Below are 18,121 nucleotides of genomic sequence, written 5' to 3'. Positions count from 1 at the left end.
ATTGTTGCAACCAATAAAATATTAAAAAATTATGGAAAAATCACGTCGTACTTTTATCAGGCAGGCATCAATAGCGGGCGCGGGTGTAATGTTGGCTAAAACCGGTTTCAGCGCTAAAAGTTATAACCGTATTATTGGCGCTAATGACCGTGTGCGGGTTGGTGTAGTCGGGTTTTCTGACAGGCATAAAAGCTCGCACATGCCCTCCTTCATGAACCATTATAAAGAACTAAACTTTGAAGTAGTTGCCGTATCTGATATCTGGAACAAACGCCGCGAGGAAGGTGCCGCCGCCTGGAAACAGAAAATGAATAATGACGTAAAAGCGTATCGAAATAACGAGGAAATGTATAACGCAAAAGCGGTAGACGCGGTGTTTATGAGCACTGCCGATTTTCAACACGCGAGGCATTGCGCCGAAGCCGTGCGCGCCGGGTGCGATGTTTACTGCGAAAAACCTTTTGCCGAAACCATGGAAGATGCCCGTTTTGCATTAAAAGCAGTAAAAGAAACAGGCAAAATTGTACAAATAGGCTCACAACGCCGTAGTGGTGCTAACTACCATGCAGCCGACGATTTTATAAAATCGGGGCAGTTTGGGCCAATAACCATGGTTGAATTAAAGTGGAATGTAAACCAACCGGGACGCTGGAGAAGGCCCGAGTTATTAACTGTATTAAAAGAACAAGATACCGACTGGAAACGCTGGCTGATGAACCGGCCTTATGAAGCCTTCGATCCGCGTAAATATTTAGAGTTCCGCTTGTTTTGGCCTTATTCATCAGGATTACCGGGGCAATGGATGAGCCACCAGATTGATACGGTGCATTGGTTCAGCGGGTTGAAACATCCGCGTAGCGTAACAGCTAACGGCGGTATTTATATGTGGAAAGATGGCCGCCGTAACTGGGATACCATAACGGCTGCTTTTGATTATGGGCCTGCAAACGACCCATCATTAGGTTTCCAGGTGACATTTGCCTCGCGGATGCATAATGGCGATGATGATCCTTCTGAAATATATTACTCAAATGGTGGTGAATTAAACCTGATGACCAATAAGGTAACCCCAACTGGTGGCCTTACAGAAAAGATGGCGAAAGCCATGGGCATGAAAGCCAATCTATTGCCAACCATAGAATTAAAAAATACGGAGAAAGTTGTAACATCAGCAAATACAGGTGGCGACGTATTAACATCAAACCATGTGCGTAACTGGATGGAGTGTGTGCGCAGCCGTAAACAGCCTAATGCGCCGGTTGAAGCTGGATACAGCCACGCTATAGCTCTTATAATGACTAATGCGGCAGCACATACAGGCCAAAAAGCTACCTTTGACGAGGCTACGCAGGAGGTAATGGCTGGTGGTAAAGTGTTTAAATATTAACCTGAAATATTGATAGTGGATGCCGAATATCGAACGCTGAAGTTCCGCGATATTCGGCATTTGTTATTTGATGTTCGATATATTATTAAAAGATGAACCAGATCAAACAAGTAACATTAGCCCTAATGATGACGGCGGTATCAACCGTAGCCATTGCACAACAGCAACCAGTAGCGGTGGTTAGATCTACAAAGGATAAAAAGATAGATGTGATAATTGGCGGCAAGTTGTTCACCAGTTTTTTATATCCTGATTCATTGGAAAAACCGGTGCTGTATCCGTTGCATGATGCCGGCGGAACGGTGGTTACGCGTAGTTTTCCGTTAGATAAACGAACAGGGGACCCAACGGATCATCCGCATCATATTGGTCTTTGGTTCAATTATGAAAATTTAAACGGACTTGATTTCTGGAACAACAGTTATGCTATACCGGCGGCCAAAAAAAGCCAGTACGGCTGGATACGTACCGATAAGATATTAGAGGCCCAAAGCGGCAACACAGGCGTAATAGCCTACCACGCCAACTGGACAAACCAGGCTAAAGATGTGATATTGGAAGAAACTACACGGTTTGAATTTAGCGGCAACGCTAACCAACGTATTATTGACAGGATCACCACTTTAAAAGCCAATGTTGAAGCCAAATTTAACGATGCTAAGGACGGCATGCTGGGCCTTCGCTTGGCACATGAGTTGCAGATGCCAAGTAAAGTAGACCAAAAATTTACAGATGATAAAGGGATTGTAACTGTAGTAAAAGGTGGTACAGATAACCTGGCCAATGGCAACTACTTAACCAGCCAGGGTAAAACCGGCGATGATGCCTGGAGTACCCGTGGTGTTTGGTGCAAAGTGTATGGTAAAATGGGTGCCGACTCGGTAAGTATCGCAATTATTGATCATCCCCGAAATCCAAACTACCCTACCTTTTGGCATGCCAGGGGCTATGGCCTTTTTGCGGCTAACCCATTGGGAGAAAAGATTTTTACCAATGGTAAATCAGCCAAAAACCTTACCTTAAAAAAGGGAGAATCGGTTACTTTTATATACCGGATAGTTATTAATAATGGAGGCAATACACTTACAGCAAAACAGCTTAATAAATCGGCAGCTGATTTTGCTAAAAAGTGATGTGAGTTTTTAAAAGAGTATTACAAATAACTTTGCAATAGCATAGATTTAGAGTTATGACGCAAACGCGCCAACGCTTTATCTTTTATTTGTCTTACACGTTCTCTCGTCAAGTCGTATTTTTCACCGATTTCTTCCAGCGAATGTGCCGAACGGCTATTTAGTCCGAAAAACAGGGTAAGTACTTCTCTTTCTCTTTCTGCAAGTATACCCAATGAGCGTTTGATTTCGCTTGCCAACGAATCTGTCATCAGATCGTGATCCGTGGCCTCTGCATCATTTTGCAATACATCCAAAAGCGTGTTGTCTTCGCCGGCTATGAAAGGAGCATCCATTGATAAATGACGGCCGGAATTAGCTAACGAATCAGATATTTTTTCGGGTGTGGTTTCTAAATCCTCGGCCAACTCTTCTGTTGTGGCCGGGCGCTCCAGTAATTGCTCCAATTTGGAAGATGCATGACGGATCTTATTCAATGCCCCAACCTGGTTAAGTGGCAAACGCACTACGCGGGATTGTTCTGCAACTGCTGTTAAAATAGATTGGCGTATCCACCAAACCGCGTAAGATATAAATTTAAAGCCTTTGGTTTCATCAAATCGGCCCGCCGCTTTTATTAAACCGCAGTTGCCTTCGTTAATTAAATCGCCAAGTGTAAGGCCTTGATTTTGGTACTGTTTGGCTACCGAAACCACAAAACGGAGATTTGCTTTTGTTAAGCGCTCTAATGCCGCTTGGTCGCCCTCGCGGATTTTTTGTGCTAAAACAACCTCTTCCTGTGCCGTGATCAGACCAACTTTAGCGATCTCTGTTAAATATTTGTCAAGCGATTGTGACTCGCGGTTAGTGATAGATTGGGTGATTTTCAGTTGCCTCATGTTTTGCAAAGATACCCAAAGAAATGCATGGATTTGTTGATATAAAGTAATTTACGCTAAAAAGGAGTTATTGTTAACATTATTTAACAATATTCGAGCTTTAAATGCTAGATTGGTTAGGCGAAATGGCCTACATTAACTCTATTGGTAATTGATGAACATCCTGAATTTTTATATTTCGGTAAAATATTTCAGCCCCCTCTGATTGCAACTGTATTTTTCCTTTAACTAGCGGTAGTATGTTTTGTCCCTTATCGCTTTGTTTTAAATGATATAGCACCATCATCACTTTCCCGTTTATTAGGTGGATAGCAGTGTCGCCATGGCAATACAGATCGAGCGTGTTCCATTGGCCGGTTGGGTTTTCTGCGTCGCCACCTCTTTTTTGGCAATGACGGCTTTGTTGGGTTTCTTCGGCAAAGGTATATAAGGTACCGGTAGGGCTATACTCATAATTGTTATCAGGCTTTTTATTAGCGGGGATATCGGCCAGGCCACCGGCCACGCCCCAATACTCGCCGCTATTGGTTTGCTCTATCTGGAACTCGTGCGACCGCATCCAGGCACCATAATCTGCACCGTATTTACCTACGGAGTGATACAGTAACCCGCTATCTTTATTCTTGCCTTTTTTCTGCCCCCATACAAGTGAGCCCCATTTATATTGTAATTGCAGATGGTAGTTTTCATATTCTTTTTTGGTAGATATAGCGCCCCAGTTCTCGCCGGATACTCGGATCACATTTTCACCATCCAATTTAACAATAGTAAACACATGCCGGGGGTCATTGTTAAGGCCGATTGGGACGTTATTGATATGATTGCCTTTATCATCCTGGTCAGGGCCAATGTAGCTATCCCAGCCAGTTAGGTCCTTGCCATTAAATAATGGTTTCCATACAGATTTTTGTTGGATGGTGGTAAAACCCAAAGCCACAACACAAAGAAGCAATGTAAAAAACAAGTTAGCGTATTTCATATTTATAAAGGTTTTAGCCGGATGGTTATCCTACTGCTAACCTACAAAATATCTTAATAAAAAACACGTGATCTGCCTTGTCCCGAAAACTATAAATGCACTTCCATTGATCTTAATAGTAGGCTATTTACTTTTCTTTTTAAACCGGCGATCTTTTTCCCAAAGCAGTCGGGCAGTTATGGGTATTGATACAGCTACTTTATTGGTATTGATCTCTGTTTGAGCCATCTCTATAAACATATCCGGCCTAAACTCGGTAAGATAAAGATATTCATCGCGTACATAGTTATCGCCGCCGCCGTGCCCGGTACCGGTTGTGCCGTCAACCCTGCCGGCAAACTTGCCGTTGGTTACAGTGCCCATTACCAGATCGCAATAGGTATTGGCATAAGGTACTATATCATTAAATGTTAAATGATACCTGCCGCTATCGTAAGCTATCCAAAGGCCCTCGCTATCATAAGCGGCATGGTTGGTGTCTTCTATTCCTTTTGGGTAGGCATAGGCCCAGGTATAGCAGGCCGTCCCTTTGGCAGATGTAGCAGGTTTGCAATTTGCCCTAAACCAATCAATATTTGGTTGAACTATTGCATCATAACTTGCTATTCTTTCAGCGCCATCCTTCAATAGTAAATGGCATTCCACTAATCGCACTAAGGCATTAGTAACCATCCAGGCCTGGTTCCAGGGTGCAGGGTCATTAGGTTTATAAGTATTGGGTGCACCAGGAAAATAGTAGTGGTTGTTTTCGCTCGCGCGGATAAAATGAGGCAATATCCAGTTATCAATCACGAAGTCGCCTTCTTTAATATATTTCAGGGCGCGTTGTTTATATGTTGCGCCAAATTGGTAGGTATCGCCAATGTCGACCTTTAAATCCCATAATGCCGGGTTTTGTAATATCAGCTTGGCGCAAAAAGCCATATGGGCAATTTCATCGCCTTGTTCAACACCCGCGCCCGCGGGGCTTACGTCAGGGTTTGATGATGGCCAAACAGGCTCGACTTTGCCTGTCCAAACTGCTTTTTGTCCGCCTTTATCAGCGGGCCAGATATCGTTACGGCGCGATAGCATTTCATCGCAATAATAGATCATTCGATCCATGATCTCTCTGTCGTGCGATACCTCATACATTAATCCGCAGGCCTCAATACTTTTGCCGCCATTGCCAAAAACCCATACATTTCCGTTTCCGGGTGGTGCAGGGGCTGTTTTGATATGAGCCTTAAACGCATTGATCTCGTTTGCAGTAACCGGCCCATCCAGGTTTTCGATGATCATTTTTTGGGCTATTGCGGGCGTTACCCCTAAAAGATAAAACAGATTGAAACCACAAAACAAGGTTTTGATTTTTAAAGATAATTTGCCCGGATTAGTGTTCATGTATTACTGAATATTATATACTCATCGCGGTACTAACTTACAAAAAATAGCTAAACAAAAGTCTGGGGTTGGCTATTTTAAACGCATGTCTTGGGCTACAATCTGGTCTATAACCAAACTACGGGTATCGGTTGCTGAAGCATCAACTTCTATCGCGCCATACTGGTTAAAAACATCAACGGCTTCCTGCGCCTCGCGGGTTGAGGCGGCGTGTATGGTTACAATGGAGCCGTTTCTTCCTAATGATGCATAGTGTGTGGCTTCTTTTTCGTTTTCAAAAAAATGACTGAAAAAGTTACCTATGCGATCTGTTTCGGGCTCGTCAGCATGTGTATGGATATCTATATTTTCGCTTTCAAAGTTGTTAGCTATAAGATAAGAGCTGGCCTCATCCGCTAGTTCAAGGTTTTCAAATATGCCGATCACTGTTATCATAATTACATAATAAACAAAGGCTTAAATTGTTTGTGATTTTTTTTAAGGAGTCTAAACAGCTTCCTTATTATATCTGGCCTTATAATCCAGCGGCGATAAGCCGGTTATTTTTTTAAAGACCTCTCTAAACGCTTTGTCGTCTGCATAGCCTACCTCGTTCATTACCTCAAAAATGCTTTTCCGGCCTTTTTCTAAAGTGCTTTTGGCGACTTCAACTTTTACACGCTGCAAATACTCAACCGGGGTGTTACCGGTAGCTTTAATAAACCGGCGATCAAAGTTGCGCCTGCTGATAGCCAGTTTGGATGCCAGTTCCTCAAAGGATATCTTCCCACTCAGGTTTTCTTCGATATAAGTTTGTGCCTTGTCTATCAATTCATCACCATGATTCTTTTGCTTTTGGAAAATAAAAAAAGGCGATTGGGACGTTCTATCCATATCTATCTGGAAAATTTTTGAACAGTAAATGGCCGTCTGCCGGTCAAAATATTTTTCAACTAAAAAAAGCACCAGGTTTAAAAAAGAGTAAGCGCCGCCATTAGTATATATTCCTTTTTCTGAAGTGAGCAGTTTATCCGGCAGCAGATCAACTTTTGGAAACAACCGCTTAAAATTAGCTGCATGGACCCAATGGGTAGAACAGGTTTTACCGTCAAGCAAACCGGTAGAGGCCAGTAAAAACGCACCCGAGCACATGGTAGCTATTTCGGCGCCCTTTTTATATTGCTCTTTTATCCAGTTAAGCAACTCTTCATTCTCTTTAAACAAATTTTCATCATAAACAGTGGCGGGGATAAGGATTAAGTCGGCTTTTTGTATATCGTTGATATTTACCGGGTGGATTGAGAAGAATCCTGCGTCTAATTTCAATTCGGGCATAAAACCGGCTATGCATATTTCCATCATCGTTTTGTTGCCAAGCTTTTGCCAATGCGCGTTGGCTGACCGCAGTATCTCGAACGATCCGGTTACGCTGCTTAAAGTGACCTTGCCTTTTGGTACAACTATGGTTACTTGCTTCATGATGATTTTTTTGATAAAGGTAATTGATAATGTTGTCCAAATCAACCCGTTATAATGTCTATTTTACACCCGAACAATATCAAATTAAGCCCCTAATTTTACTTAAACATAATTAAATAATTAATAACTAAGATCATACTACAATGAGCACACCAGATTTTACTACTACCTTATTGGTAGACCAAACTACGAAACAAGTATTCGATGCCATTAACAATCCTCGCGGATGGTGGTCCGAAGAAATTGAAGGTCCTACAGATAAATTGAACGAGGCATTTAACTATCATTTCCAGGACGTTCACATCTGCAAAATAAAAGTTATAGAATTAGTGCCCGACCAAAAAGTGGTTTGGCAGGTGTTAGAAAACTATTTTAAGTTTACTACTGATAAAACCGAATGGATAGGTAACACCATCAGCTTTGAAATTTCTAAGGAAGGCAATAAAACGCAGATGAAATTTACTCACCACGGGTTGGTGCCTGCTTACGAATGTTATGATATATGCCATGATGCCTGGACTACTTACATACAAAACAGTTTGCGCAATTTAATTGCCACCGGTAAAGGAATGCCTAACGGCAAGGAGAAACCACAAACTGAAGATGAAAAGAGGCTAGGATCTGAGGGGAAGTAATATATTAAATTTACGATATGAACAATTATAAAAACAGCTTTACGGTAAACAACCCGGCTAGCGAAGTATACGCGGCGATTACCGAACACATCCAGGATTGGTGGAGCGATGATCTATCGGGAGCGGCAAATCAAAAAGGCGACCAATTTAACATCGCCTTTGGCGGAACAAAAAAGACCTTCGAAATATTTGAAGCAGTGCCGAATGAGAAAGTTGTATGGCTATGCCTAAAGGCCTATATTGATATGGAGACGCTGGCGAAAAAAGATGAATGGGTAGGCACTAAGATAATATGGACAATTACAAGCGATGAATACGGCGCTACATTAACCATGCTGCATGAAGGTTTGAATAAAAGCGTTGAATGTTATGACGTATGTGAACCGGCTTGGGATTATTTTATGGGTAGCATACATGTTTTCTTAACTACCGGCAACGGCACGCCTTATAGAAAAAAGGAAGGTACCTTAGAATGGGAAAATAAGGATTAATAGGTTGCTTACGCGATTTTGCTGAAACAATTTTAGCCTTATAGGTATTTTACTAATACCATGAAAAAGCAAACAGTACCAAACGAACCCGATGAAATGCCGGTACAACCCGAGCGTCCCGAGATACAACAACCTGCAGACCCAAAAGGGCCGGATTTGCCCGAAAAAGAAATAGAAGAGGTGCCGCAGGAGTTACCGCCACCATCCATTCAAAAAGAAGTTGGTGATGTATAAGCTTAAAAACTAATTATTTATTAAAAGCCCTGCATTTGCGGGGCTTTTTTATGTTTAAGTTTTTGATGTACCTTAGTGCGTTGTACATCGTAAAGCTATGGCTTGCGTTGCCACTTAATTAATATAAAACAGATCTCTATGAGTACTATGACCCTATCACCAAATCATACTACCACCCGCACGCTGCCGGTTTACATTTATGCGGTTGTATTTGCATCCTTTTGTATAACGGTGGGATTGATCTGGGATATCTCATGGCATACCAGTATTGGTCGGGATGGTTTGTTTTCGCCACCGCATTTGGCTACATACATCGGTGCTATAACATCGGGGCTATTCTCGGGCTATTATGTGTTACGTTTAACCTTTGCTGGCCGTACCGAAGAAAAACAGCAGTCTATAAATTTCTGGAAAGTATTTTATGGATCGCTAGGAGCTTTGTTTTGCATCTGGGGGGCTTTTGCCATGATCACTTCTGCGCCGTTTGACGACTGGTGGCACAATACCTTTGGGCTGGATGTACAGATACTTTCGCCGCCGCATACCGTGCTTTTACTGGGAATGATAACTATACAATTTGGAGCCATGGTGAGTGTAATAGCGCTCCAAAATCGTAAATCGGCAGTGAATACTTATTCTGCTAACGCTATATCATGGTGCTTTATATTATCATCGGGCTTTTTATTGGTGATGTTATTTACCATCGCTTCCGAATACCTTGGCCGTTACGCCATGCATAAAACGCTGTTTTACCAAGTGGCATCGGGTTTATTCCCGTTGTTTTTGGTGGCCATATCGCGGGCATCAACCAGTAAATGGGGCGCTACGCGGATGGCTGCTATCTACACCATTGTAATGGCGGCTATGGTATGGATACTACCGATATTCCACGCCGAACCAAAACTGGGGCCGGTATTTAATCATATCACCCATTATCAAGCATTTCATTTTCCATTGCTGCTGATATTCCCGGCCATTGCTATTGATTGGCTTAACCAGCGTCTGCAAAATAAAATTTTTTTTATTAAGGCCCTGGCATTAGGAGTGGCTTTTACATTGATACTATTTGTCGTACAGTGGCCATTCGGAGATTTTTTAACTACCGAATATGCCCGCAACTGGTTCTTTGGTACTACATCATGGTACTTTGGCTCCGACCCGGCCTTTCAATATCGTTATGCATTTGCGCCTTATAATGTGGAGGGTGGTACCGTGCTGATAACCGGCTTGACTATAGCTGTTGTATTAAGCATCCTGTCGTCATGGCTGGGATTAACCTGGGGCCGTTGGATGAAATCAGTTAAACGGTAACTTTATTATGAAGAAAATTATTTTTTGCATCACACTGCTTTTAACAGTATGCATAAGCTACGCGCACGTAGGCAGCCCCGGTGTAACCTTTGAAGGATATGCCGGCCCCTATAAAGTGATAGTAAGCATTATGCCGCCCGATGTAATACCCGGTACTGCCATGGTAACTGTTTTTTTGGAAGATGGTGTTAAGGGCGTGCAGGTAAGCGCCAAACCTGTGTACTGGAGCGCCGGAACAGACGGCACCCCGCGTGCCGATCTGGCCAAACAATCAGACACTCAACCGGGCCGTTTTGATGTAAAAATATGGTTCATGAACATTGGCACCTCAAGCATTGAAGTTATGGTTGACGGGCCAAAAGGCAAGGGCACTGTATTAGTGCCGGTTATGGCCGTATCGACAGCTAAAAGATCAATGCCTGCCGGTTTGGGCTGGGGGTTGTTAGCGATGTCGGTTTTTTTGGTGTTGCTGATGGTGACTATAATCAGCTCGAGTGTGGGGGATAGCCAGCTTAATCCCGGCGAAGAAATGACCAGACGTTTGCGCAGACGCCGTGTTTTTGGCAGCATTAGCGCGTTGGTTATATTGATACTGATACTTTGGGGCGGACGCGCCTGGTGGAACTCGGCAGCCGATAGCTACAATAAATTTTTATATCGGCCATTGCGGGCCGCTACAAAAGTAGACGCGCAAAACGGCACGCTTACACTGACTGTTGATATCGCCCAACTAAACAGCATGGGTCGCAGTCGCCGCATGAACATTACCCGTAAAATGAATTACCTGGTACCCGATCACGGAAAGCTGATGCACATGTTCCTGATAAAAGCAGGCGATCTGGACGTATTTGCACACCTACACCCGCACAGGTTAGATTCGGTTACGTTTGTGGCTAAAGTACCCAATCTGCCTGCCGGTACTTATTGGGTTTATGCAGATATAACTCGCCTTAGCGGTTTTGCCGAAACCATTGTAGATACATTGGTAGTTAAAGAAAATATTTTCCATAACGCCAGCCTTAAAACAAACGCCGGCCCGGCATCTGATCCAGACGATACTTATTACATAAGTAATCCCGTAGGCAGTAAAAATGCCATCAGGGTAGGCGCTGCTATTTGTGGCCTGCCGGGCGTTGAAACTAAATTAAACGATGGCTCGACCGCTGTATGGATGCAGAGCCCCGGCCAGCAAATTAAGGCTAACGAGCTAACCATGCTCAAGTTTGAAATATTGGATCCCGATCATAAACCCGCCAAATTAGAACCCTATATGGGTATGATGGCCCATGCCGTAATATTAAAAGATGACGGCAGTGTTTACATACACCTGCATCCCGCGGGCAGCTACTCGATGGCATCGCAAAAGGCGTTACTGGATAGGATAGCTTTTCATGAACCTTTGGATAAATATTTACCGCAACCTAACATATTTGCCGATAGCATTAATCATTTTATAACCCGTTTAAACGCTATGGATGAACCCCAGCGCAATAAACTGCTAATGGTTAATATGCCGGAGATAACGACTATGAAAGACGGCTCAATGGCGCACCAGATAAGTTTCCCCTATACGTTCCCGCAACCGGGTAAATACCGTATCTGGATACAGGCTAAACGTAATGGTGTTATTTTGAATAGTGCTTTTGATGCGGAGGTGAAGTAGATTAGTTCTTTGTTGATGTTACCATAACTTAATATATCTTTGGGCTTCAAAAAAATTTAAAAGGATATTCATGGCAAAGGCATCTGAAATTAAAGTAGGGAATATATTACGTTATAATGGCGAACTGGTAACCGTTACCGAAGTTATGCACCGTACACCAGGTAAAGGCGGGGCATTTTATTTAGATAAGTTCCGTAATATTAAAACCGGAAAAATAGTTGAGGCCCGTTTAGCTACTGACGAACAGGTTGAAATTTGCCGGGTAGAAACCAGCGATTACCAATATCTGTATGATGATGGTGATTTTATGGTGATCATGAATAATACTACTTATGATCAGTTTAATATTTCAAAAACACTATTGGGCCCGTCTGTAAGGTTTCTGAAAGAAGGCATGAATGTTATTGTATCGTTTGAAAGCGAAGAGCCTATTATGGCACAAATGCCTAACAGCGTTGAATTAGAAATTACGTATTCTGAGCCGGCAGTTAAAGGCGATACCTCATCGGGCGCGCTAAAAACCGCTACAACAGAAAATGGTGTAGAAATAAAAGTGCCGCTGTTTATAAACCAGGGCGATAAAATAAAAGTAGATACCCGTACCGGGGATTATATTGAACGAGTAAAATAGGGATTAAATAAAAAGCCTCCGGTTGAAAGATCGGAGGCTTTTTTATTTTATATCCCATCTTTCCTGGTGCTTCCCCCGGTTCAGTGGTTATTCACCAGCCGGTTAAGGGTGGCAAGATTTTGCACTGCGTCACCCATTGTATTGTTAAAATACACATAAACCGTTTTTCCTTCTCCCTGCCAATCACGGATGTAGGTACTGTATTCCTGTAAAATATAGTCGTCATAGCTGCCCCGGTATTTTCCACCAGGCCCGTGAAAACGCAGGTAAATGGTCACGTTGTCCGCGAAGTCAAGTGGTGTGGCCGAAGCCGGGATATCCTGCAGAACGATAGACAAGACATGATTTGCTGCAAATTCCCGGATGTTATCGTTGTACCAGGAGGCATGCCTGAACTCCAAAGCAATCTTCCACCTTTGTTCCCGGTCTGCATCGCGAATGTAATTTACTAATGCCGTCAACTGCGGCATGAGGTGAGCTTTGGCACCCGGCGGGAACTGGACCAGCAGGCACCCTTTTTTTTCTCCTGCGGAATCTATAGCCTGCATAAACCGGTATATATCGTCCCGGTTAAATACCAGGCCTTTTTCGTGCGTGATTCCCCGCCAAAGCTTAAAAGTAAACCTGAAATCAGGGGGGACATCCTGCGCCCATTTAGCGATAGTCCTGGCCTGCGGTATTTTGTAAAACGAAGAATTGACCTCGATACTGTTGAACAGCGAGCCATAATAGCACAGCCTGCTTCGTTCTTTAAATTCCTGCGGATAATAGCTTTTATTAGGCACCGGCAATACCATACCGCTGGTGCCGGCATAATAGTTAGCCATTGACCACTTCGCCTCCGTTTACATGAATCACCTGCCCGGTAATGAACGAAGCATCGTCCGAGGCCAGGAAAACATAAGCCGGGGCGAGTTCCGAAGGCTGTCCAGCTCTTTTCATCGCGGTTTCCGAGCCAAAGGATTTGATTTTCTCTTTATCGAAAGTAGAAACGATTAGCGGAGTCCATACCGGCCCCGGCGCGACCGCATTGACCCTGATCTTCTTTTTGACAATATTAGTAGCCAGCGAGCGGGTAAAAGAGGTGATCGCGCCTTTAGTGGAGGAATAATCTACGAGGTTTGGCGAAGAACGATAGGCGGTTACGGAAGTAGTATTGATGATGCAGTCGCCCGCTTTCATATATTCCAGTGCTTCATTGGCGAAATGGAAATAAGCAAAGATATTAGTGCGAAAAGTATCGTCCAGTTGTTTTTCATCAATAGCCTTCGGGTCTTTTTGCGGCACCTGCATACCGGCGTTATTGACGAGTATATTCAAACCACCCAAATTTTTGATGGTTTGCTGCACGGCTTTTTTACAAAAACTGCTTTTCTTGACATCCCCTTTTAATAATAAACATTTCTTCCCCTCTGCTTCCACCAGTTTTTTGGTTTCCTCCGCGTCAATATCCTCGTCCAAATAAACAATGGCGATATCCGCCCCTTCGCGGGCGAAATGCACGCTGACCGCACGGCCTATGCCGCTGTCACCCCCGGTGATCAACGCGACCCTATCTTTCAATTTAGCGGCACCCCGGTAACCCGCTTTGATATATTCCGGTGCTGGGTTCATTTTGGATTCAATCCCCGGTTGCCTGTTCTGTTTTTCTGGTGTCTTTCCCATAACCTATAAACTACGACTGCGGGCAATGGTTTTATCAATTTTTAAAAACACAGGCTGCCCTTTGGTGTTGAAAAGACAGAAAAATATGAAAGACCTGGCGAAACGTTATTTGCTGATGCTTGCCGAAATCAGTAGCTAATGCTAATCGCAGCTAACGCAAACAATGATTTTACCGGACTGTTAAATAGTGAAACGAATGGATAATTATGGCAGAAAGCAAGATCAGTCAATGCAGTAAATTAATGGCCGAACGGGGTTGGACAGTCGCCTTTGCCGAAAGCGCAACTGCGGGCTGGCTCTGTTCTGAATTCGCGCTGACCGAAGAATCGGGAAAGGTATTAAAGGGCGGGCTTGCTTGTTATGATGCTGATCTTAAAGTACAGTTATTGAAAGTGCCCCAGGAATTGATCGATAAATACACACCGGAATCAATGGAAGTTACCCGCGCCATGGCTTATGGCCTGCGCGGGCTCATCCCCTCGGATATCCAGGTAACGGTTACCGGCCTGACGACACCCGGTGGCAGCGAAACACCCGAAAAGCCGGTGGGGACCATGTTTGTATTTGCCCTTATTAAAGCTAAAGAAGCCAGCTTCCGAAAGGTATTTACCGGTACTTGCGAAGAGATCATTCATCAAACCGTTGAAGCTGCTGCAGAACTCCTTACACTTGAACTGGATCCATCAAATGATCGTTAACTATACAATCACAGGTTGGGAAATCATTACGCAGCGAGCGCACGGCCTGCTGGCGGCGCAGATCGCGGCGCAATGGGAATATAACATCCGAACGGAACGGTGGATAGAAACTTTGTTGGCCATTGCCGAGCATGATGACGCGCAGGTAGAACTGGAACGGGACAATTTGCTGACGCCGCAGGGCGGGCCGGTTAATTTTAAGATGAAGGAATTTGAGCAACGCCATTGCACGCAAACGATGGATTTCGCACTGTCAAAAAGCAGGTACATTGCCCTGCTCTGCTCGATGCACCTGGCGTTTGTTTATGGAAAGGAATGCGCTGATAACCCTGACGCCGCTAAATTCATGCAGGCGCAACGGCTGCTGCAAAAAAAATGGCGGAAGGTACTGGGGCTGACGGCTGCTGAAGCGCAACGGGATTACCGCTTGCTGGAATGGTGCGATGCTTTGTCGCTATTGCTTTGCCAGCACGAGAACCAACCGGAAGGACGTACCATCGAGATTAGTAAAGGGCCGAAAGATTGCGCTTACCAATTAGTACAGCCCGGCGCAGGAAATTTGACCGTTGAACCCTGGCCGTTTGAGGATGAACGATTCGAGCTTTATTTTGAGACCCGCTTGATCCCGCAGCTCAGTTTTAAAAATGCCGCGGAATTCCGGTCCGCTTTTCGTGCAGCCAAGGTTAGTGAGAAACGCTGGGTGTTTAAAAAAGAAAAGCCGCTTCATTAAGCGGCCCTTCTAAAAACTATTCAATCCGATACCTATTTCATACTGTCATGGATCTTTTGAATGGCATTCAGGTGCATCTTTAAGGTAGGCAGAGTCTTTGTAGCGAATGCCTTAAGATCCGCATCTTTGCAATTTTTAGAGGCATCCTCAAATTCTTTGATATCTTTTTTATGGTCATCGATCATATTGCTGACATAGGCTTTATCGAAGTCTACACCGGTTTTTGCGGATAGGTCATCTTTTACCTTCTGTTCATCGGTGTCGATCGCTACCGGCAGCGTTATGCCCTTGGATTTCGCTAAAGCCTTCATTTCGTCATTAGCTTTGGTATGATCCGTTACCATCATGGCCCCGAAATCCTTTACCTTAGCATTCGCCGCTTTTTGCTGCGCCAGCTGGCCCAATTCGACTTCGGCCATGCCGCCATTTGCGGCGGCTACCGCGAATTTGGCATCGTCTTTATCTACGGCTGCCATCGATGAATCTTTTTTAGCGGTGTCCGCTTTAGCCATGTTCGCGCTGTCCGCGCTGGCCTTGCTGTCTTTAGGCCCTGAGCAAGCCTGACCCAGGCAGGCAATACTTGCGATCAGAGTGATGTAAGTTAATTTTTTCATGAGTTTATATTTTTAGTTGCCTGTATTAACAAGTTTTTATTCGATAAGTTTTATCAGTCTTCTGCCCGTTCGGTACTGGCTTCATAATTGACATGGTTTTCGGCGATCTCCGTTAACAAAGCATCGGCGGATTTTTCCTCGTCGATGGTCAGCACCAGCATTTCGGCAATGTCATAATAGCCCAGCGTTTTAGCCAGGCTGATCATGCCGCCGTAAGAAGCGATCTCGTAATGCTCGGCCTTTTGCCCGGCGAAGATCAAACCCACATCACGTTGCGCAGTGCCTTCTTCCGTGTCGCTGATGATGCCGTCACCCTCATCAATAATACCAGACATGGCATCGCATTTGGTGGTTTCCGGTTCCAGTCCTAATAGGCCAAAGATCTGTTCCAAACGGGTTACGTGCGTTTCGGTTTCTGCCAGATGGTTGGTAAAGGCGGTTTTCAGTTCCTGGGTGGTCGCGGCTTTGGCCATATCGGGCAGCGTTTCCACCAGTTCCCTTTCGGCCCAAAGCAGGTCTTTCAATTCCTCAACGAAAAATTCCATTAATTTCGAATTGGCGGATGAAGAGGCTTGTTCTTCTTCCCAGGCTTCTTCCTGTTCGATACTTTCGGGTTCCGGGGCGTAGGCTGCCTGGTTCTGGTACTCGCCCGCAGCCCCTTCATAGGACGGCTGTTCGGTGAACTGCTCCTGTTGTTCCTGGTAAGCAGGTTCCCTGGTTGTGTTACTGATATTTTCCGTTTCGTTCCTGTCATCATCCGTGGTTTCCACCTGGTCGCGTAAGGATTTAATGAGGTCATGGCCTTCCGTGATTCCGCGTTGCTGTATTTGCAGGACTTGTGCCAATTCCGGATTCAATTCATTTTCGGGGTCCAGCGCATCCCTGTAGGCTGCCTTGGCTGCGTCTTCGCCACGCTCACATTCGTTCAGGATAGCCAAAAGATCGCTGCCGGTAAAGGTGGCTTTAATGTCGATCCAGGCCCGGTGTAGGTCGCCGGAGGTACTGGTGCCTTCGGCTGCTTCGTCGCCATATTGCCGGGCGATATCGGTGAGTTCAACTGCATATTGCCGGCTTTCGCCCGCCAGTTTATTAAAGACGGCGATCAGGCCGTTGTCATAATCTTCCAGGTCGGCGCCTGCTTTTTCAAAACCGGCTACCCGGTCATTGTTAATTTTGATGAGATCATTGATCACATCAAATGCTTTTTCAGAGATTTCCATAGGATTTTGATATTTTTTGTTGATCGTTAATAAGTGCTCCATTGCGCTACGCCTTCAGGTTCAGCGTCCTTTACCTCGGCGCTTTTGACTTTGCTCATTTCCTTATCCAGCTTTTCGGTTTCCTTTAATTCTTTTTCCAGCGCTTTATCAGTTTTGGTGAGACCCTGAGTTTCCTTCACATAGGCAACCGGGTCCGCAATATAGTTCCAGTCTTTGCCCATATCCGGCATTTCGCCTTCATTCCAGGGACCGCGCACCGTAGCGCCATCGGATAAATTGAAAGCTTGTTGGGTAAACCTCGGATCGGCGGCCAATACCCCCGGCGGAAAGTTGGGCTGAATATCATTCAGCGCAGCTTCGAACATTTTATAATGGGCCACTTCGCGGGTCATTAAAAATGACAGAGTTTCGTGTATATAGGGATCATCCGTGAATTTCATTAAATGCTCGTACACGAGTTTGGCCCTGGACTCCGAAGCCAGGTTACTGCGCAAGTCTACTGTCAAGTCCCCGTTTGAATTGATATAGGATGCGCACCATGGAATGCCCTGGCTGTTTCTCGGGGTCACGCCGCCTCCGGTAATGATGCCGAACTGCGGGTTGGCGCTCAGCGCCTGGTGAATGATGCTTTCTTTAGCCGCCTTCCCATCCATGACCTGCATGATCTCGGAGTTATCTGCCGCATCCTTCAACTCCCCATTGACCCCTTTTAACAACATCTGTATAGTAGCGCCGACAATCTCGAGGTGACTGAATTCCTCGGTCGCAATATCCATCAGCATATCGTATTTGTCCGGGTATGGCACTTTCGCACCAAAGGCCTGGGTGAAGTATTGCATGGCCGCAGCCAGCTCTCCATTCTCGCCGCCGAATTGCTCCAACAGCAGGTTGGCAAAGCGCGGATCAGGGCGGGATACCCTGGCATTGAATTGTAGATCTTTTACGTGGTGAAACATAGTTGTAGATTTTGAAAGGTGAATTAGACAGCATACAATTTTCAGTCCAAACACG

General features: G+C 44.8%; 20 protein-coding genes. 10 read left to right on the top strand and 10 right to left on the bottom strand.

Going from position 1 to position 18,121, the window contains the following annotated elements; genetic code table 11:
• Positions 1 to 31 precede the first annotated feature (31 nt).
• On the top strand, positions 32 to 1,387 hold the full coding sequence (locus JWQ34_RS17065) for a Gfo/Idh/MocA family oxidoreductase (RefSeq protein ID WP_299359275.1): 1,356 nt from the start codon (positions 32 to 34) through the stop codon (positions 1,385 to 1,387).
• A gap of 92 nt (positions 1,388 to 1,479) precedes the next feature.
• Positions 1,480 to 2,520, top strand: coding sequence for a PmoA family protein (locus JWQ34_RS17060; protein ID WP_299359273.1), 1,041 nt, complete (start codon positions 1,480 to 1,482; stop codon positions 2,518 to 2,520).
• Between the two features lie 20 nt (positions 2,521 to 2,540).
• On the opposite strand, the gene JWQ34_RS17055 is transcribed toward JWQ34_RS17060, so the two are convergent.
• From JWQ34_RS17055 to JWQ34_RS17035, 5 genes are all read right to left on the bottom strand, one after another.
• Positions 2,541 to 3,398, bottom strand: a complete 858-nt coding sequence (locus JWQ34_RS17055) for an RNA polymerase sigma factor RpoD/SigA (protein ID WP_299359271.1) — start codon at positions 3,396 to 3,398, stop codon at positions 2,541 to 2,543.
• Between the two features lie 130 nt (positions 3,399 to 3,528).
• Positions 3,529 to 4,377, bottom strand: a complete 849-nt coding sequence (locus JWQ34_RS17050) for a DUF1080 domain-containing protein (RefSeq protein ID WP_299359269.1) — start codon at positions 4,375 to 4,377, stop codon at positions 3,529 to 3,531.
• Between the two features lie 123 nt (positions 4,378 to 4,500).
• On the bottom strand, positions 4,501 to 5,760 hold the full coding sequence (locus JWQ34_RS17045; RefSeq protein ID WP_299359267.1) for an alpha-1,2-mannosidase: 1,260 nt from the start codon (positions 5,758 to 5,760) through the stop codon (positions 4,501 to 4,503).
• Between the two features lie 72 nt (positions 5,761 to 5,832).
• On the bottom strand, positions 5,833 to 6,195 hold the full coding sequence (locus JWQ34_RS17040) for a hypothetical protein (RefSeq protein ID WP_299359265.1): 363 nt from the start codon (positions 6,193 to 6,195) through the stop codon (positions 5,833 to 5,835).
• Between the two features lie 51 nt (positions 6,196 to 6,246).
• Positions 6,247 to 7,218, bottom strand: coding sequence for a GlxA family transcriptional regulator (locus JWQ34_RS17035; RefSeq protein WP_299359263.1), 972 nt, complete (start codon positions 7,216 to 7,218; stop codon positions 6,247 to 6,249).
• A gap of 143 nt (positions 7,219 to 7,361) precedes the next feature.
• Here JWQ34_RS17035 and JWQ34_RS17030 point away from each other — a divergent pair, with 143 nt between their 5' ends.
• The 6 genes from JWQ34_RS17030 (at position 7,362) to efp (ending at position 12,183) form a co-directional block, all read left to right on the top strand.
• Entirely contained in the window at positions 7,362 to 7,853 is a 492-nt protein-coding gene (locus tag JWQ34_RS17030) for an SRPBCC domain-containing protein (RefSeq protein ID WP_299359261.1), read from the top strand.
• A gap of 17 nt (positions 7,854 to 7,870) precedes the next feature.
• A complete protein-coding gene (locus tag JWQ34_RS17025) occupies positions 7,871 to 8,344 on the top strand; it encodes a hypothetical protein (RefSeq protein ID WP_299359259.1) in 474 nt (157 codons plus the stop codon).
• Between the two features lie 60 nt (positions 8,345 to 8,404).
• On the top strand, positions 8,405 to 8,578 hold the full coding sequence (locus tag JWQ34_RS17020) for a hypothetical protein (protein ID WP_299359257.1): 174 nt from the start codon (positions 8,405 to 8,407) through the stop codon (positions 8,576 to 8,578).
• Between the two features lie 138 nt (positions 8,579 to 8,716).
• Positions 8,717 to 9,889, top strand: coding sequence for a hypothetical protein (locus tag JWQ34_RS17015; protein ID WP_299359256.1), 1,173 nt, complete (start codon positions 8,717 to 8,719; stop codon positions 9,887 to 9,889).
• 7 nt (positions 9,890 to 9,896) lie between these two features.
• The gene (locus JWQ34_RS17010; protein ID WP_299359255.1) at positions 9,897 to 11,552 is read left to right on the top strand and encodes a hypothetical protein; all 1,656 of its coding nucleotides are present in this window, start codon (positions 9,897 to 9,899) and stop codon (positions 11,550 to 11,552) included.
• A gap of 70 nt (positions 11,553 to 11,622) precedes the next feature.
• Positions 11,623 to 12,183 (top strand): elongation factor P, encoded by a 561-nt coding sequence (gene efp, locus JWQ34_RS17005; RefSeq protein WP_299359254.1) that lies wholly within the window; start codon positions 11,623 to 11,625, stop codon positions 12,181 to 12,183.
• A gap of 80 nt (positions 12,184 to 12,263) precedes the next feature.
• Here the strand turns inward: efp and JWQ34_RS17000 are convergent, their stop codons facing one another.
• Both JWQ34_RS17000 and JWQ34_RS16995 read right to left on the bottom strand, forming a co-directional pair.
• Complete coding sequence (locus JWQ34_RS17000; RefSeq protein ID WP_299359253.1) at positions 12,264 to 13,010, bottom strand: DUF72 domain-containing protein; 747 nt, start codon at positions 13,008 to 13,010, stop codon at positions 12,264 to 12,266.
• A complete protein-coding gene (locus tag JWQ34_RS16995; RefSeq protein WP_299359251.1) occupies positions 13,003 to 13,848 on the bottom strand; it encodes an SDR family oxidoreductase in 846 nt (281 codons plus the stop codon). The genes JWQ34_RS17000 and JWQ34_RS16995 overlap by 8 nt, the downstream gene beginning before the upstream one ends.
• A gap of 206 nt (positions 13,849 to 14,054) precedes the next feature.
• Here JWQ34_RS16995 and JWQ34_RS16990 point away from each other — a divergent pair, with 206 nt between their 5' ends.
• The gene (locus tag JWQ34_RS16990) at positions 14,055 to 14,546 is read left to right on the top strand and encodes a CinA family protein (protein WP_299359249.1); all 492 of its coding nucleotides are present in this window, start codon (positions 14,055 to 14,057) and stop codon (positions 14,544 to 14,546) included.
• On the top strand, positions 14,518 to 15,276 hold the full coding sequence (locus JWQ34_RS16985) for a DUF3891 family protein (RefSeq protein ID WP_299359248.1): 759 nt from the start codon (positions 14,518 to 14,520) through the stop codon (positions 15,274 to 15,276). Before JWQ34_RS16990 ends, JWQ34_RS16985 begins: the two co-directional genes overlap by 29 nt.
• 32 nt (positions 15,277 to 15,308) lie before the next feature.
• On the opposite strand, the gene JWQ34_RS16980 is transcribed toward JWQ34_RS16985, so the two are convergent.
• Genes JWQ34_RS16980 through JWQ34_RS16970 form a run of 3 tightly spaced genes read right to left on the bottom strand, consistent with a single transcriptional unit; the run spans position 15,309 to position 18,066 of the window.
• Entirely contained in the window at positions 15,309 to 15,890 is a 582-nt protein-coding gene (locus JWQ34_RS16980; RefSeq protein ID WP_299359246.1) for a DUF4142 domain-containing protein, read from the bottom strand.
• Between the two features lie 53 nt (positions 15,891 to 15,943).
• A complete protein-coding gene (locus JWQ34_RS16975) occupies positions 15,944 to 17,152 on the bottom strand; it encodes a DUF892 family protein (protein ID WP_299359244.1) in 1,209 nt (402 codons plus the stop codon).
• Entirely contained in the window at positions 17,137 to 18,066 is a 930-nt protein-coding gene (locus tag JWQ34_RS16970; protein ID WP_299359242.1) for a manganese catalase family protein, read from the bottom strand. Before JWQ34_RS16970 ends, JWQ34_RS16975 begins: the two co-directional genes overlap by 16 nt.
• Between the last annotated feature and the right edge of the window lie 55 nt (positions 18,067 to 18,121).

The organism is Mucilaginibacter sp. (assembly GCF_028288185.1).
Lineage (GTDB): Bacteria > Bacteroidota > Bacteroidia > Sphingobacteriales > Sphingobacteriaceae > Mucilaginibacter.
This window is presented reverse-complemented; position numbering and strand designations above follow the sequence as displayed.